Genomic DNA, 18,918 nt, shown 5'->3' on the forward strand with positions numbered 1-18,918 from the left:
CCTAATTCACCTGCCGCTTCTCGAGCTTCCGCGCCAGCGTGCGGCGGTGCATACCGAGGCGACGCGCAGTCTCGGAGATGTTGAAATCACTCTCGACCAGGGTCTGATGGATGCGCTCCCATTCCAGGGTCTTGATCGATGTCGGGCGTTCGGTGAGCGCCACCTTGGTATCACCAGCAGCCTTCTGGAAGGCCTCCTCGATATCGTCGGTGTTCGACGGCTTTGCCAGATAGTGGCATGCACCGAGCTTGACCGCTTCGACAGCGGTCGCAATGCTGGCATAGCCGGTGAGGACAACAATCAACATGTCCTCGCTCAACGCATGCAGCGCCTCGACGCAGGTCAGGCCGGATGCGCCGGCAAGCTTGAGATCGACCACTGCATAGCCCGGCAACTTGTCACCAAGAACGTCGGTCAGCGTTTCAAAGCCTTCCGCATGCAGCACATTGTAGCCACGGCGCTCGAAGGATCGCTTCAGCGTGCGCGCAAAACCTTCATCGTCTTCAACGATGATCAAGAGACGTTCATCGGACATGTCTGTGCGCTCCAATGGCGAGGGCCGATAGCGGAAGTGACAATGTGACGACCGCGCCGCCGACGGGGCGATTGTCCGCCACCACCGAGCCGCCAAGCTTGCGGACGGCATTGACCACCAAGAACAAGCCAAGCCCTCGCCCCGGTCGTCCTTTACTGGAATTATAAGGCTTGCCGAGATTCGCCAGCATGTCCTGGGCGAAACCGGGGCCCATATCGCTGACTTTCAGCACCAGCCTGTCCCCCTCACGCTCAAGAGCAACGCGGATCCACAACGGTGAAACCTCGTTGGCATTGTCGAGCACGTTAAAGATCATCTGCTTCAGCGCGGTATCCGAGACGATCGGCATGTCCTCGCCAAACCGGTTCTCGTAAACGAGCGTGCCGCTCGATCGTGCCATACGCCAGTCATCAACCAGTTCACCAAAGAAATCATTGACCGAGGTCACTGCCGGTGCCTCGCCACGCATGTCGCCAGCGGACATCAGGATGCCGGTGACGATCGACTTGCAGCGCTGGACGTCCGCCTGCATCTCGGCGATCTCTTCCATCAGTTCGGAATTGCTCGCCAGCGCCGGCATGCGGCGCCAGTCGCTGAGGATGACGGAAAGCGATGCCAACGGCGTGCCGAGTTCATGCGCGGCACCGGAAGCGAGCAGACCCATCCGCACGATGTGATCTTCCTCCGCGGCCTGTTGGCGCAGCGCAGCGAGCCCGTTGTCACGATCGCGCAGGTTGCGGGCGATGCGCGTCATGAAGACGACGATCAGCGCCGCATCCAGCACGAAGCAGATCAGTGTTCCGATGATGTGGAGTTGAAAGAGGTGATCCACCATCTCGGTCGGCAACGCGAGCGGGCGGTGCAACGGAATCAAGCCCGCAAAGCAGAGCGATGCGGCTACGACGATCACCCAGGTATAGCGCGCATTCAGCAGCATGGCGCCAAGCGTAACCTGCAGCAGATAGAGCGACACGAACGGGTTTGTGGCGCCGCCGCTGAGATAGAGCTGCGCCGTCAGCGCCGCGACGTCGAGCAGCAACAGCAGGAGCAACTCCCGATCACGCGCGTCGGTCTGCTTGCGCAGCCATTCCTGACTGATGACATTGACGAAGATCGAGCCGCACAGCACCGAGATCATCGGCATCAGAGGCAGCTCAACGCCCATCACGAAATGCACGAAGCCGATGGTCAGCACCTGGCCGACCACAGCGATCCAGCGCAGCTGGATCAGCAGGTTGATGTTCTTGACATTGGTCGTTTCGTCGAGCGGCAGCGCAACGGATGAAGCGGCAATCGTACGCGAGACGGCATCCGGGCCGACGCCGGCGCCATCTGATCCAACTGTGCTGCTCAACAAGCCCTGCATTTCGCACCGTCACGCGCAACACGCCCGACCGTGCTAGCCGGGGTGACATTCATCATGTCATACGCGAGATGGTGATTTTTTCCGAATCTTCCACTCGTGGCGGCCGACATAGACGACGGCGACCGCCAGCATCAGTGCAAGGCCGAACCAGGTCAGCATGTAGACCGCATGATTGTTCGGGAAAACAACCACCGTCAGGCCGCCATGGGGCTGGCCAGGCGCATCCTGGGATTTGTCGGCGTCGATGAAATAGGGCGCGACAGCATCGAGCTTCTGGCTCGCTGCAATCTCGGCGACATCCCGCGAGTACCAGCGCCCAGCACCGGGATCATTGGTGCGTAAAAAGCCGCCCTTGGGCTCCGAGATACGGAGCAGACCGGTCACCGTGACCGGCGATGCGGATGCGGTGAACGCACCTGCCTTGCGCTCATCGGAACTGACAAAACCACGATTGACGAGAACAGTGAAGCCGGCATCCGTACGCAATGGGGTCAGAACCCAGAAGCCGGCACCGAGATCGGAGACAGCCTGTACCAGCACATCCTTGCCCTGCAAGAATGTTCCTGAGGCCGTGACGCGACGATATTCGTCATTGCTGCGAGAAATGGCCAGCCACGCCGCGGGCCCGGGTGCAGCGGCGGGTGCGGCGTGGCTGCGCTGATCGACACGTGCGATCAGATCCAGTTTCCAGGCGCGGCGCTCGACCTGCCAGATGCCGAGCGCCATGAAGCCTGCAATACCGAGGACGGCGAGAACCGCCAGCACCGAGAGCGTGACCGGGCCACGCGGGGCGCGGTCAGCGTCGCTCATCAGGGCATGTTCCTCATGTCGTGAACCGGCATCATGTTGACGTTCAGGTGGTACATCACCCAAAGCGAGCCGGCGAGCGCGATGACCACAACGATGAGCGTGAAGATCAGCGCCATCAATGTCCAGCCGCCATCCGATGTGGTGTTCATGTGGAGGAAGTAGATCATGTGAACGAAAATCTGCACGACCGCGAAAGCAACGATGATCGCGACAGTCCAGTTCTTGTTCTGGATCACGTTGCCCATCACCAGCCAGAACGGGATGGCGGTGAGAATGACCGACAGAACGAAACCGGTCATGTAGGACTTCATGGAGCCGTGGTCGCGACCGTCATCATGACCGTGGCCATGCGCGTGATCATCGTGACCGTTATTGGCGTGTGCGTCGGCGCTCATCGCACGACTCCCATCAGATAGACGAAGGTGAAGACGCCGATCCAGACGACGTCGAGAAAGTGCCAGAACATGCTGAGGCACATCAGGCGGCGCTGGTTAGCCTCGATCAGGCCGAACCTCGACACCTGCACCATCAGAACCACCAGCCAGATGATGCCGAAAGTGACGTGCAGGCCGTGGGTGCCGACCAGCGTGAAGAAGGACGACAGGAAGGCACTGCGCCACCAACCGGCACCTTCATGGATCATGTGGTGGAATTCGTAGAGCTCGATGCAGAGGAAGGCGAGACCGAACAGGCCGGTAATCGCCAGCCACATCTGCGTCGAGCCGACCTTGCCCTTCTGCATCTCCAGCATGGCGAAGCCATAGGTGATGGACGAGAACAGCAGCATCGCGGTGTTGAGCGCGACCAGCTTGAGATCGAACAGGTCCTTCGGGCCGGGTCCCGCAGCGTAGCTGGTGCCGAGTACGCCGAAGGTCGCGAACAGCATCGCGAAGATCAGGCAGTCGCTCATCAGATAGAGCCAGAAGCCGAGCATCGTGCTCTGGCCGGGCGGATGATCGTGCTCGTCGGCGACGTAGAAGACCGGAGCTTCGCCGCTCATGGTTTGGGTCGGTGCGCTCATGATGCGGCCTGTGCTGCCAGGAGCTTGGTACGCTCGGCTTCCGTGTTGATCACGTGGTCCACAGGGATGTGGTAGTCACGCTTATAGTTGAACGTGTGGTAGATGGCGCCGGCAATGACCGCGATGAAGCATACAGCTGCAAGCAGCCACATGTGCCAGATCAGTGCGAAGCCGAGCGCAGTGGCAAAGCCCGAGAGGATGATGCCAGCGCCGGTGTTCTTCGGCATGTGGATCGGCTTGAAGCCCTGCAGCGGACGCGCATAACCGCGGCTCTTCATGTCGTACCAGGCGTCATTGTCATGCACGACCGGGGTGAAGGCGAAGTTGTAGTCCGGCGGCGGCGACGAGGTCGCCCACTCCAGGGTGCGACCGTTCCACGGATCGCCGGTGGTGTCGGCGAGTTCCTTGCGCTTCCAGATGCTGACGGCGATCTGAACAAGCAGGGCGCCGATGCCGGCCGCGATCATCGCAGCACCGATGCCGGCGATGATGAACCAGATCTGCAGCGACGGATCGTCGAACACGCGCATGCGACGGGTGACGCCCATAAAGCCGAGCACATAGAGCGGCGTGAAGGCGACCCAAAAGCCGACGACCCAGAACCAGAACGACACCTTGCCCCAGAACTCATCGAGCTTGAAGCCGAACGCCTTCGGGAACCAGAAGTTGATCGCCGCGAAGACGCCAAAGACCACGCCGCCGATGATGACGTTGTGGAAGTGGGCGATCAGGAACAGCGAGTTGTGCAGCACGAAGTCGGCCGGCGGAATCGCCAGCATGACGCCGGTCATGCCGCCGATGACGAAGGTCAGCATGAAGGCCACGGTCCACATCATCGGCAGATCGAACCGGATGCGGCCGCGATACATCGTGAACAGCCAGTTGAAGATCTTCGCGCCCGTCGGGATCGAGATGATCATGGTCGTAATGCCGAAGAACGAGTTCACGCTCGCGCCCGACCCCATGGTGAAGAAGTGATGCAGCCACACCAGATAGGACAGGATCGTGATGCAGACCGTGGCGTAAACCATCGAGGTGTAGCCGAACAGCTTCTTGCCCGAGAAGGTGGAGGTCACTTCCGAGAACACGCCGAAGATCGGCAGGATCAGGATGTAGACTTCCGGGTGGCCCCAGATCCAGATCAGGTTCACGTACATCATCGGGTTGCCACCGAGATCGTTCGTGAAGAAGTTGGTGCCGACGTAACGGTCGAGCGACAACAAAGCCAGACACGCGGTCAGAACCGGGAAGGACGCGACGATCAGGACGTTGGTGCAGAGCGAGGTCCAGGTGAAGACCGGCATCTTCATCATGGTCATGCCGGGGCAGCGCATCTTCACGATGGTCGCGATCAGGTTGATGCCGGATAATGTCGTACCGACACCGGCGACCTGCAGCGCCCATATGTAATAGTCGACGCCGACATCCGGGCTGTAGCCGATATTCGACAGCGGCGGATAGGCCAGCCAGCCGGTCTTGGCGAATTCGCCGACGAACAGCGAGATCATGACGAGGATCGCGCCACCGGTGGTCATCCAGAACGAGAAGTTGTTCAGGAACGGGAACGAGACGTCGCGGGCGCCGATTTGCAGCGGCACGATGTAGTTCATCAAGCCGGTGACGAAGGGCATCGCGACGAAGAAGATCATGATCACGCCATGGGCGGTGAAGACCTGATCATAGTGATGCGCGTTCAGGTAGCCTTCGGAGCCGTTGAAGGCGAGCGCCTGCTGCAGACGCATCATCACGGCGTCCGCGAAGCCGCGCAAGAACATCACGAGACCGAGGATCATATACATGATGCCGATCTTCTTGTGATCGACGCTGGTGAACCATTCCTTCCAGAGATAGCCCCAGACGCGGAAATAGGTCAGGCCGGCCACGAGCGCGATGCCACCGAGCGCAACGGCGCAGAAGGTGGCAACGACGATCGGCTCGTGCAGCGGCAGCGATTCAAAGGTGAGGCGACCGAAGATCAACTTCGCCAGCCCGGTGTTTTCAGCAATTCCGGTTGCAGCAGACATGAGAATTGATCCGGATCAGGTGTTGGACGCGCGTCGCTCAGCGGGCGACGGCGCAGGCGTGAATTGGAAGGGCTCAGTCGCATTGCGACGACGCGGCAGGCCGGCACCGCTCATTGGTGTCGAGTCGCTTGGGGTGAAGGTGCGATCGGCAGCTTCGCGGATCGCGTCGGCGACGGTGCAAACACTGGCAACGTAATTTTTGACCGCGGCCGAGCCGTCGAGCTGCGAGACATTGTACTTGAGCGGCAGGATATTGCGGGCGCTGGCGAGACCCATGCCCCCCTTCGAGTCGATTGCCATCATCTCGCTCATGCACATCTTGCCGGGCTGGGCACACTGATTGAGGATCAGCTTGTACAGATCGGTATCGACGCTGTTGTAGAGCTTCACCGGCACCTTCTCGCTCGGCTTTTCGAGCTCAAGATAAGCGTCGCGGCTCAGCTTGTCCTGGCTGCCCTTGGCCTTGGCGATCCAGGCATCGAAGCCTGCCTGATCGACGCCGTGGAAGGCGAAGCGCATGTTGGAGAAGCCGGCGCCCGAATAATTCGCCGAGAAGCCTTCATATTTGCCTGCCTTGTTGATGACGGCGTGCAACTTTGTCTCCATGCCCGGCATCGCATAGATCTGGCCGGCCAGCGCGGGGATGTAGAACGAATTCATCACCGAGGTGGCCGTGATCTTGAAGCGGATCTGGCGATCCACCGGAGCGGCGAGCTCATTCACCGCAGCCACGCCATATTCCGGATAGATAAAGAGCCACTTCCAATCGAGCGCGACGACCTCGACCAGCAATGGCTCATTCAGAGTCGCGGCATTGCCCGGCCCGATGCGGTCAAGGCGGCGATAGGGGTCGAGCAGATGGGTGCTGCTCCAGGTGATCGCGCCGAGGCAGATGATGATCAGCAGCGGGATCGCCCAGATAACGAGCTCGAGATGGGTGGAGTGATCCCAATCCGGCTCATACTTCGCTTCGGTATTCGCCTGACGGTACTTCCAGGAGAAGAAGACGATCAGGAACATCACCGGGATAATGATGAGCAGCATCAGAACGACGGACACGACCACGAGATCGCGCTGCTGCACTGCGATGTCACCCGCAGGATTCATCACGACGAAATTGCAGCCGCCAAGCAGGGCAACCAGCGGCAGCAAAAGGAGGATTCTCAGGCGGCTCAAGGTCTTACCCATTCGATAATGTCCGTTTGCGCGCACGGTTAGGCGCATTTGCTGCAGGGCAACATTGGACAATTTGTCCAATGGTTCGGAACTGCGCTTCACGACAAATCGTCAACTAGCCGGCATGCATTCTTGCGCCGAATTCAGTATATGCAACCTACGATACAAATGGATTGAAGATATGGCGCAAGCGCAATCGACGATGGAAGAGGATGCCCGTCGCCTGCACGCGGACAGCCATGGTCAGGTGAATCCGGGTGAGATCGCTATCGGCGTGATCATCGGGCGCACGTCGGAATTCTTCGACTTCTTCGTTTATGCGATCGCCTCGGTGCTGGTGTTCCCGAAACTGGTGTTTCCGAACCACGATCCGCTCACCGGCACACTCTATTCCTTCGCCATCTTCGCGCTGGCTTTCATCGCCCGCCCGATCGGTACCATCATCTTCACCGAGATCGATCGCCGCCAGGGCAAGGGCGCGAAGATGACCATCGCGCTGTTCCTGCTTGGCGTCTCCACCGTCGCCATCGCCTTCCTGCCCGGCTACGAGACAATCGGTATCGCGTCGGCCTGGCTGCTCGCCGCCGCACGCATCGGTCAGGGCTTGTCCTGGGGCGGTACCTGGGACGGCCTTGCGTCACTTCTCGCGCTGAACGCGCCGGAAGGCCGCAAGGGCTGGTACGCCATGATCCCGCAGCTTGGCGCGCCGATCGGCCTGATCGTCGCCTCCGCGCTGTTCGCTTTCTTTGTCGATACATTGTCGGCTGAAGACTTCCTCGACTGGGGCTGGCGCTATCCGTTCTTCGTTGCTTTCGCCATCAACGTCGTCGCGCTGTTCGCCCGTCTCCGCATGGTTGTGACGCCTGGTTACACCGAACTGTTCGAAAGCCGCGAGCTCGAGCCGTCGTCGGTGCCGGAAACCCTGGCGCAGCAGGGCCGCACCATCGTGGTCGGCGCTTTCGCCCCGCTCGCTTCGTTCGCGCTTTTTCACATGGTCACGGTGTTTCCGCTGTCCTGGGTGTTCCTGTTCACCCGTGAAACGCCCGGTCGCTTCCTCGTGATCGAATGCATCGGCGCCGTGGTCGGCATCATTGCGATGCTGTTCTCGGGCTACATCGCTGACAAAGTCGGCCGCCGCACGCTGCTCGCCGGCTCGGCGATTGCGATCGCGGTGTTCTCCGGCTTCGCCCCGCAGATGCTCGACGGCGGTCTCGTTGGCGAACTGGCCTTCATGATCCTCGGCTTTATCCTGCTCGGTCTGTCGCTCGGCCAGTCTTCGGGTTCGGTCGCCTCAAGCTTCCGCAAGCGTTATCGCTACACCGCTTCGGCGCTCACCACCGACCTTGCCTGGTTGTTCGGCGCCGGCTTCGCGCCGCTGGTCGCACTCGTGATGTCGAGCCATTTCGGCCTGCCATCGTCGGGCATCTATCTGCTCTCAGGCGCGGTCTGCACGCTGCTGGCGATCTCGATCAACCGCCAGTTCGCCAGCCGCGACGCTGAAGCGGTTCAGCCGTAAGCTTTATACGTAAGATAAAATGAAACGGGCCCGGCTAACAGCCGGGCCCGTTTTCGTTTGAGCCTGGATCGGATCAGGCGATGGCGCCGCCATCCACTGTGAGGCCGGTGCCGGTGATCTGACGTGCCGCCGGGCTTGCCAGGAACGCGACGGCGGCCCCGATGTCTTCGGGCTTGCCGTAGTGGCCAAGCGCAATCATCGCGCGCTGCGCTTCGGCGTTCTCGCCCTGCGCCGGATTCATGTCGGTATCGGTCGATCCCGGATGCACCAGATTGACGGTGATCCCGCGCGGACCGAGTTCGCGGGCCAGGCCTCGGGTGAAGGACAGCAGGGCGGATTTCGACATCGAATAGACCGTAACGCCCGCAAACGGCACGCGCTCCGCAAGGCCGGAGCCGATCGAGATGATGCGGCCGCCCTCGGTCAGCAGCGGGATGGCCGCCTGTGATGCAAGCACCACCGAGCGCACATTCACATTCAGCAGCGCGTCGATATCGGCAAGGCTCATCTCCGCCACGAGGCCACCGCGGGCGATACCGGCATTGTTGACCAGAATGTCGAGCCCACCGAGCTTGTCGGCAGCTTCCTGCACAGAGCGCTTCACGGCGGTCGCGTCGGCGCTATCGCCTGGATCGCGAACGCGCGCCGGCCGATTGCCTCGATTGATCTCACAATGTCCGCGGCGCGCTCCGCTGATTTCTCGTAAGTGATTGCGACATCTGCACCTTTTTCCGCCAACGCCCATGCGATGGCAGCCCCGATGCCGCGCGATGCGCCGGTGACAAGAGCGCGTTTTCCAGCAAGTTCACTCATGACTATTTCTTTCTGTATTGAACGATACAGAATTAGCTAAGCGCGTTGCGTCGAATGGTCAAGATAATTATATATCGAATGATGCAGAATTCGGAGAAAGCTCCCGTCGCCCCCAAGCCCGCTCGCGGCCGGCCCCGTGCGTTTGATCGGGACAAGGCTCTTTGCGCTGCAACCCGCCTGTTCTGGCAGAAAGGCTTTGCCGCCACGTCCATCTCCGACCTTACGGAGGCCATGGGGATCGGCTCTCCCAGCCTCTACGCAGCCTTCGGTTCGAAGGAAGCGCTTTATTGCGAAGCGCTCCGTTATTACGGAGAGAGCCACGAAGCCATGGTCTGGAGCGGCTTCAACGCAGCCCTGACATCCCGCGCAGCGGTGGAAGCCTTGCTGATGGACTCGGCGGCGGCACTGACGGGATCGGACGGGCGCACCGAGCCACTCGGCTGCATGGTGACGCTCTCCGCGGCCGGCAGCGAAGGCCATGTGGAACTCGGCGAGATCGTGAAGTCGGCGCGCGGCGCCGGGCTCGGTCGCCTGAGGGAGCGGCTCGCACGCGCGGTGCGTGAGGGCGAACTGAGCGATGCGACCGATATCGATGGACTCGCGCGCTTCGCCATGGCCGTGCAGAACGGCATGTCGGTGATGGCGCGCGACGGCGCGAGCCGCGAAGAGCTGGAGGCCGTCGCCCGCCACACAATGGCGGGATGGGACGACCGGACTGGCGCTCAGCGCGACAGCGGCGTGTCATCCTGATGCAGGATACGCTCGGCCGCGCCTTGCAGGTCGTAATACTGGCCTGATTTCAGCGACCACAGGAACGCCGCGAGGCCGCAGAGGCCGAGACCAATGGCGATCGGGATCAGGTAGAAATAGTCCGTCATTCGGCCGGCTCCATGCGCATGGCGATGGAATTCTTCGCTCCGGTTTCGCGCGCCGTATCGGATACGCGCCGTCCACGCAGGCGTAGTGCATTGGCGACAACGACGATCGATGAGCCGGACATCGCAATCGCTGCAACCAGCGGCGTGACATAACCAAGAATGGCAATTGGCACAGCGATAAAATTGTAACCGACGGCAAGCGCGAGATTCTGCCGCACCAGTTTCTGTGCTTCGCGCGACACGGCGATCGCGAGCGGCACCGCTTCGAGATTGTCACGCAAGAAGACAAGATCGGCCGCGTTGCGTCCGACATCTGCAGCAGAGGCTGGCGCCATCGAAGCATGCGCGGCCATTAGCGCCGGCGTGTCGTTGAGGCCATCGCCGACCATCAGCACTTTCTTGCCAGCCTTGGTGAGATCGGCGACGTGGTCGGCTTTCCCACCCGGCAAAACGCCCGCAAAAGCGGACACACCGAGCGCCCCCGCAAGCGCGCGCACGGGCGCCTGACGATCGCCGGAGACGACTTCGATGGCAAAACCATCCTGCTTCAGCTCCGCCACGCTGTCGGCAGCGCCGGCGCGCAGGCTGTCTTCGAAGCGGAAATCAGCAAGGCGCTTGCTGTCGCGCGAAAGCACGACCGACGACGTATCGATATCGGCGCCCGCCACGCAATCCAGCGCCCATTCAGGACGGCCAAGCCGCAGCACGCGGCCGCCCATGCGCGCTTCCATGCCGCAACCGGGTATTTCCGCAATTGAATCCAATGCAAGTGGCGGTGTTGCAGCCGGTGCCACCGAGGCCAATGCGCGCGAGAACGGATGCCGCGAATGGGCAGCGATGGTGCCGGCCAGAGTCAGCATCGCCGGATCCAGCTTGTCGGCATCGACCAGACGCGGATTACCCTGAGTGAGGGTGCCGGTCTTATCGAACACGATCGTATCGACCTCGGCGAGACGCTCCAGCGCGCCGCCATCCTTGATCATGATGCCGGCCTCGAACAATCGCCGCGCCGCGACCACCTGCACCATCGGCACCGCGAGACCGAGCGCGCAGGGGCAAGTGATGATCAGCACAGCCACTGCAATGGTGATGGCATGATGCCAGTTGCCCTCAATGAGCATCCAGCCGATCAGGGTGAGCAGTGCCGTGAGATGCACCACCGGTGCATAGAGCGACGAGGCACGATCGGCGATGCGGCGATAGGCAGAACGCCCCTGCTCTGCCGCTTCCATCATCCGCAGCATTTCAGCGAGGAAAGAATCATTCGCTGCGGCCGTCGCGGTGATTGTCAAAGGACCGGTGAGATTGAGCGTGCCAGCACGCAAATCGGCGCCGGGTTGCGCCGGTTGCGGCACGCTTTCGCCAGTCACCAGCGACACATCGAGCTCGGACAGCCCCTGCGTGACGACGGCATCCACCGGCACGCGCTCGCCGGCTGCAAGCAGGATCGTCATGCCCGGCTTGATTTCCGCGACGGGCAGATAGGTCTGCGAACCATCCGCCTGCTGCACCAGCGCGCCACGGGCTGCAAGACGAGCCAGACCTTTGACAGCCACGCGGGCGCGTTCGCGCATCATGTGATCCAGGGTGCGGCCGATCAGCAGGAAGAACAACAGACACACCGACGCATCGAAATAGGCATGCGGGCCATGGATTGCGGTCTCATAAAGGCTCATGCCGAAAGCCAGCGACACGCCGAGCGAGATCGGCACGTCCATATTGGTGCGGCCGTGGCGCAGCGCCTGCCAGGCCGAGCGGAAGAACACACGGCCGGCATAGAGCAGCGTCGGCAGCGCGATCAGTGCGGATAGACCGTGAAACAGATCGCGCGTCGCAGGCTCAGCCCCAGACCAGATCGAAACCGAGAACAGCATGATGTTGCTGGCCGCGAAGCCGGACACCGCAAGGGCGCGGATCAGCTCGGACAGCGTCGCATCGCCGGCATCGCCATCGACCTCGAACAGATGCGCCTCATAGCCGACATTGCGCAGCGTCTCGATAAAGGGCGGCGGCGTGTCGAGATCGGCCCGCCATTTGATGGTGACTCGCTTGCTGGAAAGATTGACCCGCGCCGAACTGACACCCGTAAGCCTGCCCAGCGCCTTCTCGACAGTATGAATGCAAGCGCCGCAATGCACATCGGGCACGGAAAGGTCGGTCTGCCGAAGGTTGCCGGCGAGTGGACGGCTGGCGAGCAGAATCTCACGCGGATCCGTTGCCGCCAGCATCGCCAGTTCTGCGCCCGTGTCACAGCAACTCATGAGAGACCTCGCTAGTCCGCGCCGGACACCTCAGCACCCGGCTTCATCGCCACATAGGCGTGCCATGTCCCGTGACCGAGCACGGGAAACACAATGACCATAGCGATGAGACCGGTCATGACATTGATCAAGAACAAACCCAAAGCGATGGCCGCCCAGGTTAGCATCACCGGCAGATTGGCCCAGACCATCGCCATGCTGGTGCCCACCGTGAGCGCATCGCCCCGTTCATTGAGCAGCATGAGGATGGCGAACAAACTGATAGCAAAACAGAAAGCGGCGAAAATGCAGCCCACGGCGGTGCAAACAGTCAACATCGCCCAACCGATCGGTGTGGTGAACAGCAGGGCCGCCACACCATCGGGTCCGGGGAACGGATTAACGTCCGTCCTTCAGGTCGTAACGATAGGACTTCGAGACGATCTGCCAGCCATCGGTCAGCTTCATCGCCACGAGATAATCGGTGAAATAGCGTGGCGGCAGCTGGCAGCGAACCTTGATGAAGGCGGTCTTGTCGTCGGAACGATCGACGCTGACGATCACATCGTCTCGCGCCTTGCCTTCGGATTTCGCCGAGGTGCGCGTGCGCACCGCAGCCAGCCAATCCGGCACGGTCAGAACCTTCAACTCGCCATTCTCAACCCAGCGCAGATCTGCGCTGTCGGCAAAGATTGCGCCGAGCTTGTCGGCATCAGCCTCATAGAGGCCGTCGAAATAATGCTGGACTACCGCCTCGACGGTCGAACGATCATAGGCCACGGCAATTCCTCACGGAGAGTCAAACCGCACACACTATGACACAGAAATTGCGACCGGCATACTATACCGTTGAATTGCATCTCCTGCGTGACCGCTCAGACAATTTGTCCAAGCTTCACAACGGTCGAGCGGGTGCACACTCCTAAAAACCATCCGTTTCGAGGTGTCGATGCAGGTTTCCGAGGTCCACCCGACCATCGATCGCGATACCGTCCTGGCCGGTGCACAATTCGCCGATGCTTTCAGCATTACGGCGGATACCACGGCACTGACAGCGCGCGAGGCCGCCGAGCGCATGCTCAGCCACTCGCCGAGATGGGTGGAGGCCTTGATGAACCTGCGCGACATGATGGTGGCGCCATTCGGCTTAAAGACCACGCGCTCGGCCCGCCACGCCGACATGGACAAGGTCGGCTTATTTCCCGTGCTGAGCGAGACGCCGGAACGGCTGGTGGCCGGCTTCAACGACAAGCATCTCGATTTCCGCGTGGTCGTGGATATCGCGACCACCAGCGGCGGCCAGCGCATCACGGCAACAACCATTGTGCGCATGCATAACTGGCTAGGACGCACCTATCTCACGCTGATCACACCGTTTCATCGCATGGTCGTACGTTCCATGCTGAAGCAGGTACTAGAGGCACGCCCATCGGCGATCTGACGCAGGCGGCGCGGGAACGGCGCGGACGTGGCGCCGTTAATCTGCATGACTTTTTCAGAATTCGATTTGCAGCGTAATGAGACCGTCCATCTCGCTTTGGCTCGCGCGTTCGACGCGGCCTGGGAGCCTTTCATTGCGCACGAAGGTGAGCACGCTGATACCGACGACAATCGCCGCCGGCTGGCAGCGCGCATCGTTGCGCTGGCGCGTTCGGGACAGACTGACGAGGGCGAACTGAGCGAGGCCGGGCTGACCTACCTGCGCGTGTTGAGAGAAGCGTCGCATCTGTCAGAACGCATCCGCGAGATGCCGTCGCCCGGATTGGCGCCGGACGACCAGCAATTCGGCCATGACGCAATCGAGGCGATGTCATCGGCACTGGATCTCTGCATCGACGAATTGCCACTTGCGATTCCGGCCGACGCGGTTCAGGTGCTCTCCAGCAGCATTGTCGATGAGGCCGCGCGTGGCGAGCGCGATCCGGAGCGACTGCATTTCCACGCCATGGCGATGCTCATGTCGCGTCAATAACCGTCTTGCCACGCAGCGGCGGATCGACCTCGGCCCATTCCGACACGCAGCGTTCGAGGTCCCTCAAATTTTGTCGCATCTGCTCCAGCGAAAAGCCGATAGCGAAGAAGCGCTCGGCCATGTCGCCAGGCAGGCCGCGCGTCAGCCCTTCCTGGCGCAGCTTTGCGACTTCCTCACCATAAAGTTTCAAGGCCGTCTGCACCGGATAAATCGCCGGCGCGCCGGTGCCGCTGCGAAGCGCCACAGCGGTCGAATGCAGAAACGTGGCCATGGTATCGCTGACCCGCGCCAGCGGACCGACTAATCTGATCTGCAAGGAAGACGGCAGCGGCACCACAGTGGACCGTCCGATCATCACCAGATCGTGGCGCAACCGCAGCGTGGTGCGCAGCAATGGCCCGGTATCGGGGCCCCTTGAGAGATGCGCCGCGCGTTCGCGCTCCGCTTCGGCACCGATTGTCTGCAAGCTGGTAATCGCATGGCCGATGCCATCCTGCAGCCGATGCAATGTTTCGTTGTCGCGCCCCCGGGTCAGCGCGGCGAGAAGCTCGGTCAGCGCGGTTGCGATCAGATCGAGCGCATGCGCGGCATTGGCCCGAACCTGACTATGCGCCCGTGACGGCAGCACGAGGAAAGACACCAGCAGGCCAGTGATGGCGCCGACACTCACTTCGAGCACACGATCGATGGCTGATTCCAGCGGCGTGTTATGGTTCATCAACGGCAATAACAGCACGATGATCGCCGTCACAGGCGCGACATTGAGGCTCGGATTGATCGCCGCGACAAAGGCCAGCGGCAACACCGCCAGCACCAGAACGAGCAGCAGCATGCCCTCATTGGCATGCGGGATGAGGATTGCCACCGTACCGCCATAGACGGCGCCCCCGATCGTTCCAATCAGGTAATCGCGCGTCGCCTTCAGCGAGCGGCCGACACTCATCTGGGTGACGATGATCGAGGTCAGAACCGCCCAAAGCGGCAGCTTGAGGCCAACGGCCAGCGCGATCACCAGCGCACTCAGGGCCGCTGCGGTGACCCGGATGCCAAGGCCGAGCTCGATCGTATGGGCGCGGAAATAGGCGACCACGCGCTTCAGCGCCCCAAAGATTTTCCGAAATACGGACATGTAACGATCGACCCCCGAAACAGACATCACGGCCGACCCGCATGGCTGATCCCCGCGCCGCCATGCCGGCTTGAAACGCCGAAACAGCCCGCATAGAGCTAATTCGATAAGAGTGAGGAAACACAATGGCCAATGAGACCGCAACGCTTGCCGCCTATGTCGCCAATCTGAAATTCGACGACATTCCGCAGGAGGTGCTGGAACGCGCCAAGTGCCTCACCCTCGATTATCTCGGCAGCACCATTCGCGCCCGCAGCGAGGCGGAATCCACCCCTTCGCTGCTGAAAATGCTGGAGACCCTGTCACTGGATGGCAAGGGTGACAGCACCGTGTTCGGCGACAGCAAGACCTGGACCCCGGCCGTCGCGGCGCTGCTCAATGGCGCACTCGGTCATTCCCTCGATTTCGACGACACCCACGCCGACTCCTCGCTGCATCCGAGCGCCCCGGTGGTTCCTGCCGCCTTCGCCGTCGGCGAGATGGTCGGCGCTTCGGGCAAGGACGTGCTGACGGCCATCGTCGCGGGCTACGAAGTGTGCTGCCGGCTCGGCAATGCGCTCGACCCGACCTCGCATTATGCCAAAGGCTTCCACCCCACTGCGACGGCCGGCACCTATGGCGCCGCTGCTGCGGCCGGCAAGCTGTTCGGCCTTAACCAAGCACAGCTCATCTCGGCTTTCGGCGTCTCCGGCAGCCAGGCTGCAGGCTCGCTGCAGTTCCTGGTCAACGGCGCCTGGAACAAGCGCTATCAGGTTGGCGCCGCCGCCATGAATGGCGTCATTGCTGCCACCCTGGCGCGCAACGAATTCATCGGCGCCACCGAGTCGGTGGAAGGTAAGCACGGCCTGCTTGTCGGCTATAGCGATGATGCGCATCCCGAGAAGGCCACCGCAGATCTCGGCTCGGTCTATGAGACCATGAAGATCGGCGTGAAACCGTATCCGAGCTGCCGCTACACGCATGCGGCCATCGACACGCTGATCGCCATGCGCCGTGAGCACAATCTGACCCCGGAGCAGGTCAAGCGCGTCGAGATCGGTCTGCATCGCAATGGCATCACTCTGACCGGCGATGCATCCACCAAGCGTCACCCGACATCCATCGTCGGCGGCCAGTTCTCGATGTTCTTCACCGGTGCGCTGGCGCTGGATCAGGGTTCGTTCGGGTGGGACGACTACAAGCGCCTCGGCGACAAGGCGATCGACACGCTGGCCGACCGTTTCGACGTGGTTCAGGACGAACGCCTCGAAGGCAAGCGCCATCCGTTTGGCGCGCGCGTCAGCATTCACACCGAAGACGGCGTGCATGAGCGCATCGCGCCGGATCCGTCGGGTGAGCCAGACTCCTTCCCCGATGCATCGGCTATGCAGCAGAAATTCTTGCTGCTCGCCCGCCCCGTTCTCGACAAGCGCGCCGAGGAATTCGCCGATGCGATTTTGACGCTGGAGCGCTTTGACCGCGTAACAACAGCGACGGCGTTGGGGCGCTAACGGCCGCATCGATCACACTGCACTGCAACTACGAATAAAGCGCCCGAGGCGTTTACACTCTCTCACTCCCGTTGCTATCGTTGCGACAATAAGAAGCAATGGGAGGAGACCTTTATGAAGCGCATCACAGCGATCGCGACAGCTATCACGCTTGGCCTTATCGCAATTCCGTTCGTTCAGCCGGCGTCGAGCCAGTCCGATGGCGGATGGGTCACTCTGGTCGACAGCACCAAGATGGGCGACTGGGACAAGGTCGGCGACGCCAATTGGGAAATGAAGGATGGCGCGCTCGCCGCCGACAAGCTGTTGTCCGGCAAGGACCTCGCTTATCTCGTCAGCAAGAAGCCGTATAAGGATTTCCAGATCAAGGCAGAATTCTGGACCGACGCCGAAGCCAATAGCGGCATCTTCATTCGCTGCGACAATCCAAAAGTGATCGACGGCAAGACCTGTTACGAAGTCAACATATTCGACAAGCGCCCCGACCCATCCTACGGCACCGGCGCCATCGTGGACGTCGCCAAGGTCGATCCGATGCCGAAGGCCGCCGATAAGTGGAATACCTACGAGATCACCGCCAAAGGACCGAAACTGACCGTGATCCTGAACGGCCAGAAGACCGTCGATGTCGAGGACACCAAGCACGCCACTGGCCCGATCGCCCTGCAATACGGCTCCGGCGTGGTGAAATTCCGCAAGGTGCAGATCAAGGAGCTGTAGCTTCCGGTCCACTTGCGCTTCCGAGCCCCCTCACTCCGCCCTCATCCTGAGGTGCCCGCCGCTTGGCGGGCCTCGAAGAATGCGGAGCTGGGCACCGGTCCCTGTGCCCATCCTGCGAGGCGGTTGCGATTGCGACGGCACCTCAGGATGACGGCTGAGTGGATGGCTGGATAGTCGGACACAGCGTCGCAAAATCCGCGACTACTCCCGTCCCGCCATTTTCTGCTATGGTGCCAGCCATGAGCTGGCACCCTTCCAACGACCCCATCCTCGGCGATCCCCACACCTGCGACGCGCTGGAGCTCGCGATCATTCCACGCACGCGTGATCTCGGCGACGGCTTTGCCGTGCGCCGCGCGCTGCCTCATGGCAAGCGGCAGATGGTCGGGCCCTTTATCTTCTTCGATCATTTCGGCCCGATGCAATTCATCGCCGGTAAGGGCATGGATGTGCGGCCGCATCCGCATATCGGCCTGTCCACCGTCACCTATCTGTTCGACGGCGCCATCATGCATCGCGACAGCGAGGGCAATGTGCGCGAGATCCAGCCGGGCGCCATGAACCTGATGACCGCCGGCCGCGGGATCGCCCATTCTGAACGCACCCCGGACGTCGAGCGCGCCAACGGCCAGAAGATGCTGGGCCTGCAAAGCTGGATCGCGCTGCCAAAGGGATCCGAGGAGATCGATCCCTCGTTCCAGCATTATGGTGCCGACAGCCTGCCGACCATTCGGGACACCGGCTTCTCGGCCCGCGTGATTGCGGGCAAGGCGTTCGGCAAGGCTTCACCGGTCTCGATGGTGTCACCCTGGTTCTATGTCGAGGTGACCGCCACCGCAGGCACCACGGTCCCGCTCGATCCCGATCACGAGGAGCGGGCGATCTATGTGGTGGATGGCGAAATCGAGATCGCCGGCGACCGCCACGAGGGTCCCAAGCTGCTGATCTTCCGTCCCGGCGACGAAATCACCATCCGGGTTCAGCGCGACACCCGGATGATGTTCCTCGGCGGCGACGCCCTGGAGGGGCCACGGCATCTGTGGTGGAACTTCGTGTCTTCCAGCAAGGAGCGCATCGAGCAGGCGAAAGAGGACTGGAAGACCGGTCGCTTCGCCCATGTGCCCGATGAACACGAATTTATCCCGCTGCCAGAGTAGAACCCCGTCATTCCGAGCGCTGCGAAGCCGTCCAAAAAGCCAATAACCGGATTGCTTCGTCGCGACGTCCC

General features: G+C 61.5%; 18 protein-coding genes and 2 pseudogenes. 7 read left to right on the forward strand and 13 right to left on the reverse strand.

The window, feature by feature from the left end; all coding sequences use genetic code 11:
* Position 1: 1 nt before the first annotated feature.
* The 7 genes from AC1RQ5_RS00700 to cyoA all read right to left on the reverse strand — a co-directional run bounded on the left by AC1RQ5_RS00700 (position 2) and on the right by cyoA (position 6,944).
* Complete coding sequence (locus AC1RQ5_RS00700) at positions 2 to 535, reverse strand: response regulator transcription factor (protein WP_493196702.1); 534 nt, start codon at positions 533 to 535, stop codon at positions 2 to 4.
* Positions 525 to 1,889 carry an ATP-binding protein gene (locus AC1RQ5_RS00705; RefSeq protein WP_493196703.1) on the reverse strand — a complete coding sequence of 455 codons (1,365 nt, stop codon included), beginning with the start codon at positions 1,887 to 1,889 and terminating at the stop codon, positions 525 to 527. Before AC1RQ5_RS00705 ends, AC1RQ5_RS00700 begins: the two co-directional genes overlap by 11 nt.
* 69 nt (positions 1,890 to 1,958) lie before the next feature.
* On the reverse strand, positions 1,959 to 2,711 hold the full coding sequence (locus tag AC1RQ5_RS00710) for an SURF1 family protein (protein WP_493196704.1): 753 nt from the start codon (positions 2,709 to 2,711) through the stop codon (positions 1,959 to 1,961).
* Positions 2,711 to 3,106: a cytochrome o ubiquinol oxidase subunit IV gene (gene cyoD, locus AC1RQ5_RS00715; RefSeq protein ID WP_398476344.1), complete on the reverse strand. Its 396-nt coding sequence runs from the start codon at positions 3,104 to 3,106 to the stop codon at positions 2,711 to 2,713. The genes AC1RQ5_RS00710 and cyoD overlap by 1 nt, the downstream gene beginning before the upstream one ends.
* On the reverse strand, positions 3,103 to 3,732 hold the full coding sequence (gene cyoC, locus AC1RQ5_RS00720; protein WP_493196705.1) for a cytochrome o ubiquinol oxidase subunit III: 630 nt from the start codon (positions 3,730 to 3,732) through the stop codon (positions 3,103 to 3,105). Before cyoC ends, cyoD begins: the two co-directional genes overlap by 4 nt.
* A complete protein-coding gene (cyoB, locus tag AC1RQ5_RS00725) occupies positions 3,729 to 5,756 on the reverse strand; it encodes a cytochrome o ubiquinol oxidase subunit I (protein ID WP_493196706.1) in 2,028 nt (675 codons plus the stop codon). Before cyoB ends, cyoC begins: the two co-directional genes overlap by 4 nt.
* Positions 5,757 to 5,771: 15 nt before the next feature.
* Positions 5,772 to 6,944 (reverse strand): ubiquinol oxidase subunit II, encoded by a 1,173-nt coding sequence (gene cyoA / locus AC1RQ5_RS00730; RefSeq protein ID WP_493196707.1) that lies wholly within the window; start codon positions 6,942 to 6,944, stop codon positions 5,772 to 5,774.
* A 169-nt stretch (positions 6,945 to 7,113) separates the two neighbouring features.
* On the opposite strand from cyoA, the gene AC1RQ5_RS00735 reads away from it, so the two are divergent.
* Positions 7,114 to 8,448: an MFS transporter gene (locus AC1RQ5_RS00735; RefSeq protein WP_398484411.1), complete on the forward strand. Its 1,335-nt coding sequence runs from the start codon at positions 7,114 to 7,116 to the stop codon at positions 8,446 to 8,448.
* A gap of 73 nt (positions 8,449 to 8,521) precedes the next feature.
* On the opposite strand, the pseudogene AC1RQ5_RS00740 reads toward AC1RQ5_RS00735, so the two are convergent.
* Positions 8,522 to 9,261: pseudogene (locus AC1RQ5_RS00740) on the reverse strand (3-oxoacyl-ACP reductase family protein).
* Between the two features lie 81 nt (positions 9,262 to 9,342).
* Here AC1RQ5_RS00740 and AC1RQ5_RS00745 point away from each other — a divergent pair.
* The gene (locus AC1RQ5_RS00745; RefSeq protein ID WP_493203246.1) at positions 9,343 to 10,011 is read left to right on the forward strand and encodes a TetR/AcrR family transcriptional regulator; all 669 of its coding nucleotides are present in this window, start codon (positions 9,343 to 9,345) and stop codon (positions 10,009 to 10,011) included.
* Here the strand turns inward: AC1RQ5_RS00745 and ccoS are convergent.
* The 4 genes and pseudogenes from ccoS to AC1RQ5_RS00765 all read right to left on the reverse strand — a co-directional run bounded on the left by ccoS (position 9,984) and on the right by AC1RQ5_RS00765 (position 13,159).
* Entirely contained in the window at positions 9,984 to 10,139 is a 156-nt protein-coding gene (gene ccoS, locus AC1RQ5_RS00750) for a cbb3-type cytochrome oxidase assembly protein CcoS (protein WP_493196708.1), read from the reverse strand. The genes AC1RQ5_RS00745 and ccoS overlap by 28 nt on opposite strands.
* Positions 10,136 to 12,400, reverse strand: coding sequence for a cation-translocating P-type ATPase (locus AC1RQ5_RS00755; protein ID WP_493196709.1), 2,265 nt, complete (start codon positions 12,398 to 12,400; stop codon positions 10,136 to 10,138). Before AC1RQ5_RS00755 ends, ccoS begins: the two co-directional genes overlap by 4 nt.
* A gap of 11 nt (positions 12,401 to 12,411) precedes the next feature.
* A pseudogene (locus AC1RQ5_RS00760) lies at positions 12,412 to 12,777 on the reverse strand (DUF2189 domain-containing protein); the annotation flags it as partial.
* A 1-nt stretch (position 12,778) separates the two neighbouring features.
* Positions 12,779 to 13,159, reverse strand: a complete 381-nt coding sequence (locus AC1RQ5_RS00765; protein WP_493196710.1) for a nuclear transport factor 2 family protein — start codon at positions 13,157 to 13,159, stop codon at positions 12,779 to 12,781.
* Positions 13,160 to 13,328: 169 nt separating this feature from the next.
* Here AC1RQ5_RS00765 and AC1RQ5_RS00770 point away from each other — a divergent pair, with 169 nt between their 5' ends.
* Complete coding sequence (locus AC1RQ5_RS00770) at positions 13,329 to 13,820, forward strand: DUF2867 domain-containing protein (RefSeq protein WP_493196711.1); 492 nt, start codon at positions 13,329 to 13,331, stop codon at positions 13,818 to 13,820.
* Positions 13,821 to 13,865: 45 nt separating this feature from the next.
* Positions 13,866 to 14,351: a hypothetical protein gene (locus AC1RQ5_RS00775; protein ID WP_493196712.1), complete on the forward strand. Its 486-nt coding sequence runs from the start codon at positions 13,866 to 13,868 to the stop codon at positions 14,349 to 14,351.
* Here AC1RQ5_RS00775 and AC1RQ5_RS00780 read toward each other — a convergent pair.
* Positions 14,335 to 15,480 carry an FUSC family protein gene (locus tag AC1RQ5_RS00780; protein ID WP_398477313.1) on the reverse strand — a complete coding sequence of 382 codons (1,146 nt, stop codon included), beginning with the start codon at positions 15,478 to 15,480 and terminating at the stop codon, positions 14,335 to 14,337. The two genes, AC1RQ5_RS00775 and AC1RQ5_RS00780, sit on opposite strands and share 17 nt — an antisense overlap.
* 125 nt (positions 15,481 to 15,605) lie before the next feature.
* Here AC1RQ5_RS00780 and AC1RQ5_RS00785 point away from each other — a divergent pair, with 125 nt between their 5' ends.
* From AC1RQ5_RS00785 to AC1RQ5_RS00795, 3 genes are all read left to right on the forward strand, one after another.
* Positions 15,606 to 16,970 (forward strand): MmgE/PrpD family protein, encoded by a 1,365-nt coding sequence (locus tag AC1RQ5_RS00785; protein WP_493196713.1) that lies wholly within the window; start codon positions 15,606 to 15,608, stop codon positions 16,968 to 16,970.
* Between the two features lie 114 nt (positions 16,971 to 17,084).
* Positions 17,085 to 17,690 (forward strand): 3-keto-disaccharide hydrolase, encoded by a 606-nt coding sequence (locus AC1RQ5_RS00790; protein ID WP_493196714.1) that lies wholly within the window; start codon positions 17,085 to 17,087, stop codon positions 17,688 to 17,690.
* Between the two features lie 239 nt (positions 17,691 to 17,929).
* On the forward strand, positions 17,930 to 18,847 hold the full coding sequence (locus AC1RQ5_RS00795) for a pirin family protein (RefSeq protein ID WP_493196715.1): 918 nt from the start codon (positions 17,930 to 17,932) through the stop codon (positions 18,845 to 18,847).
* Positions 18,848 to 18,918: the final 71 nt, after the last annotated feature.

Source organism: Tardiphaga sp. GW821-FHT12E02 (assembly GCF_058807155.1).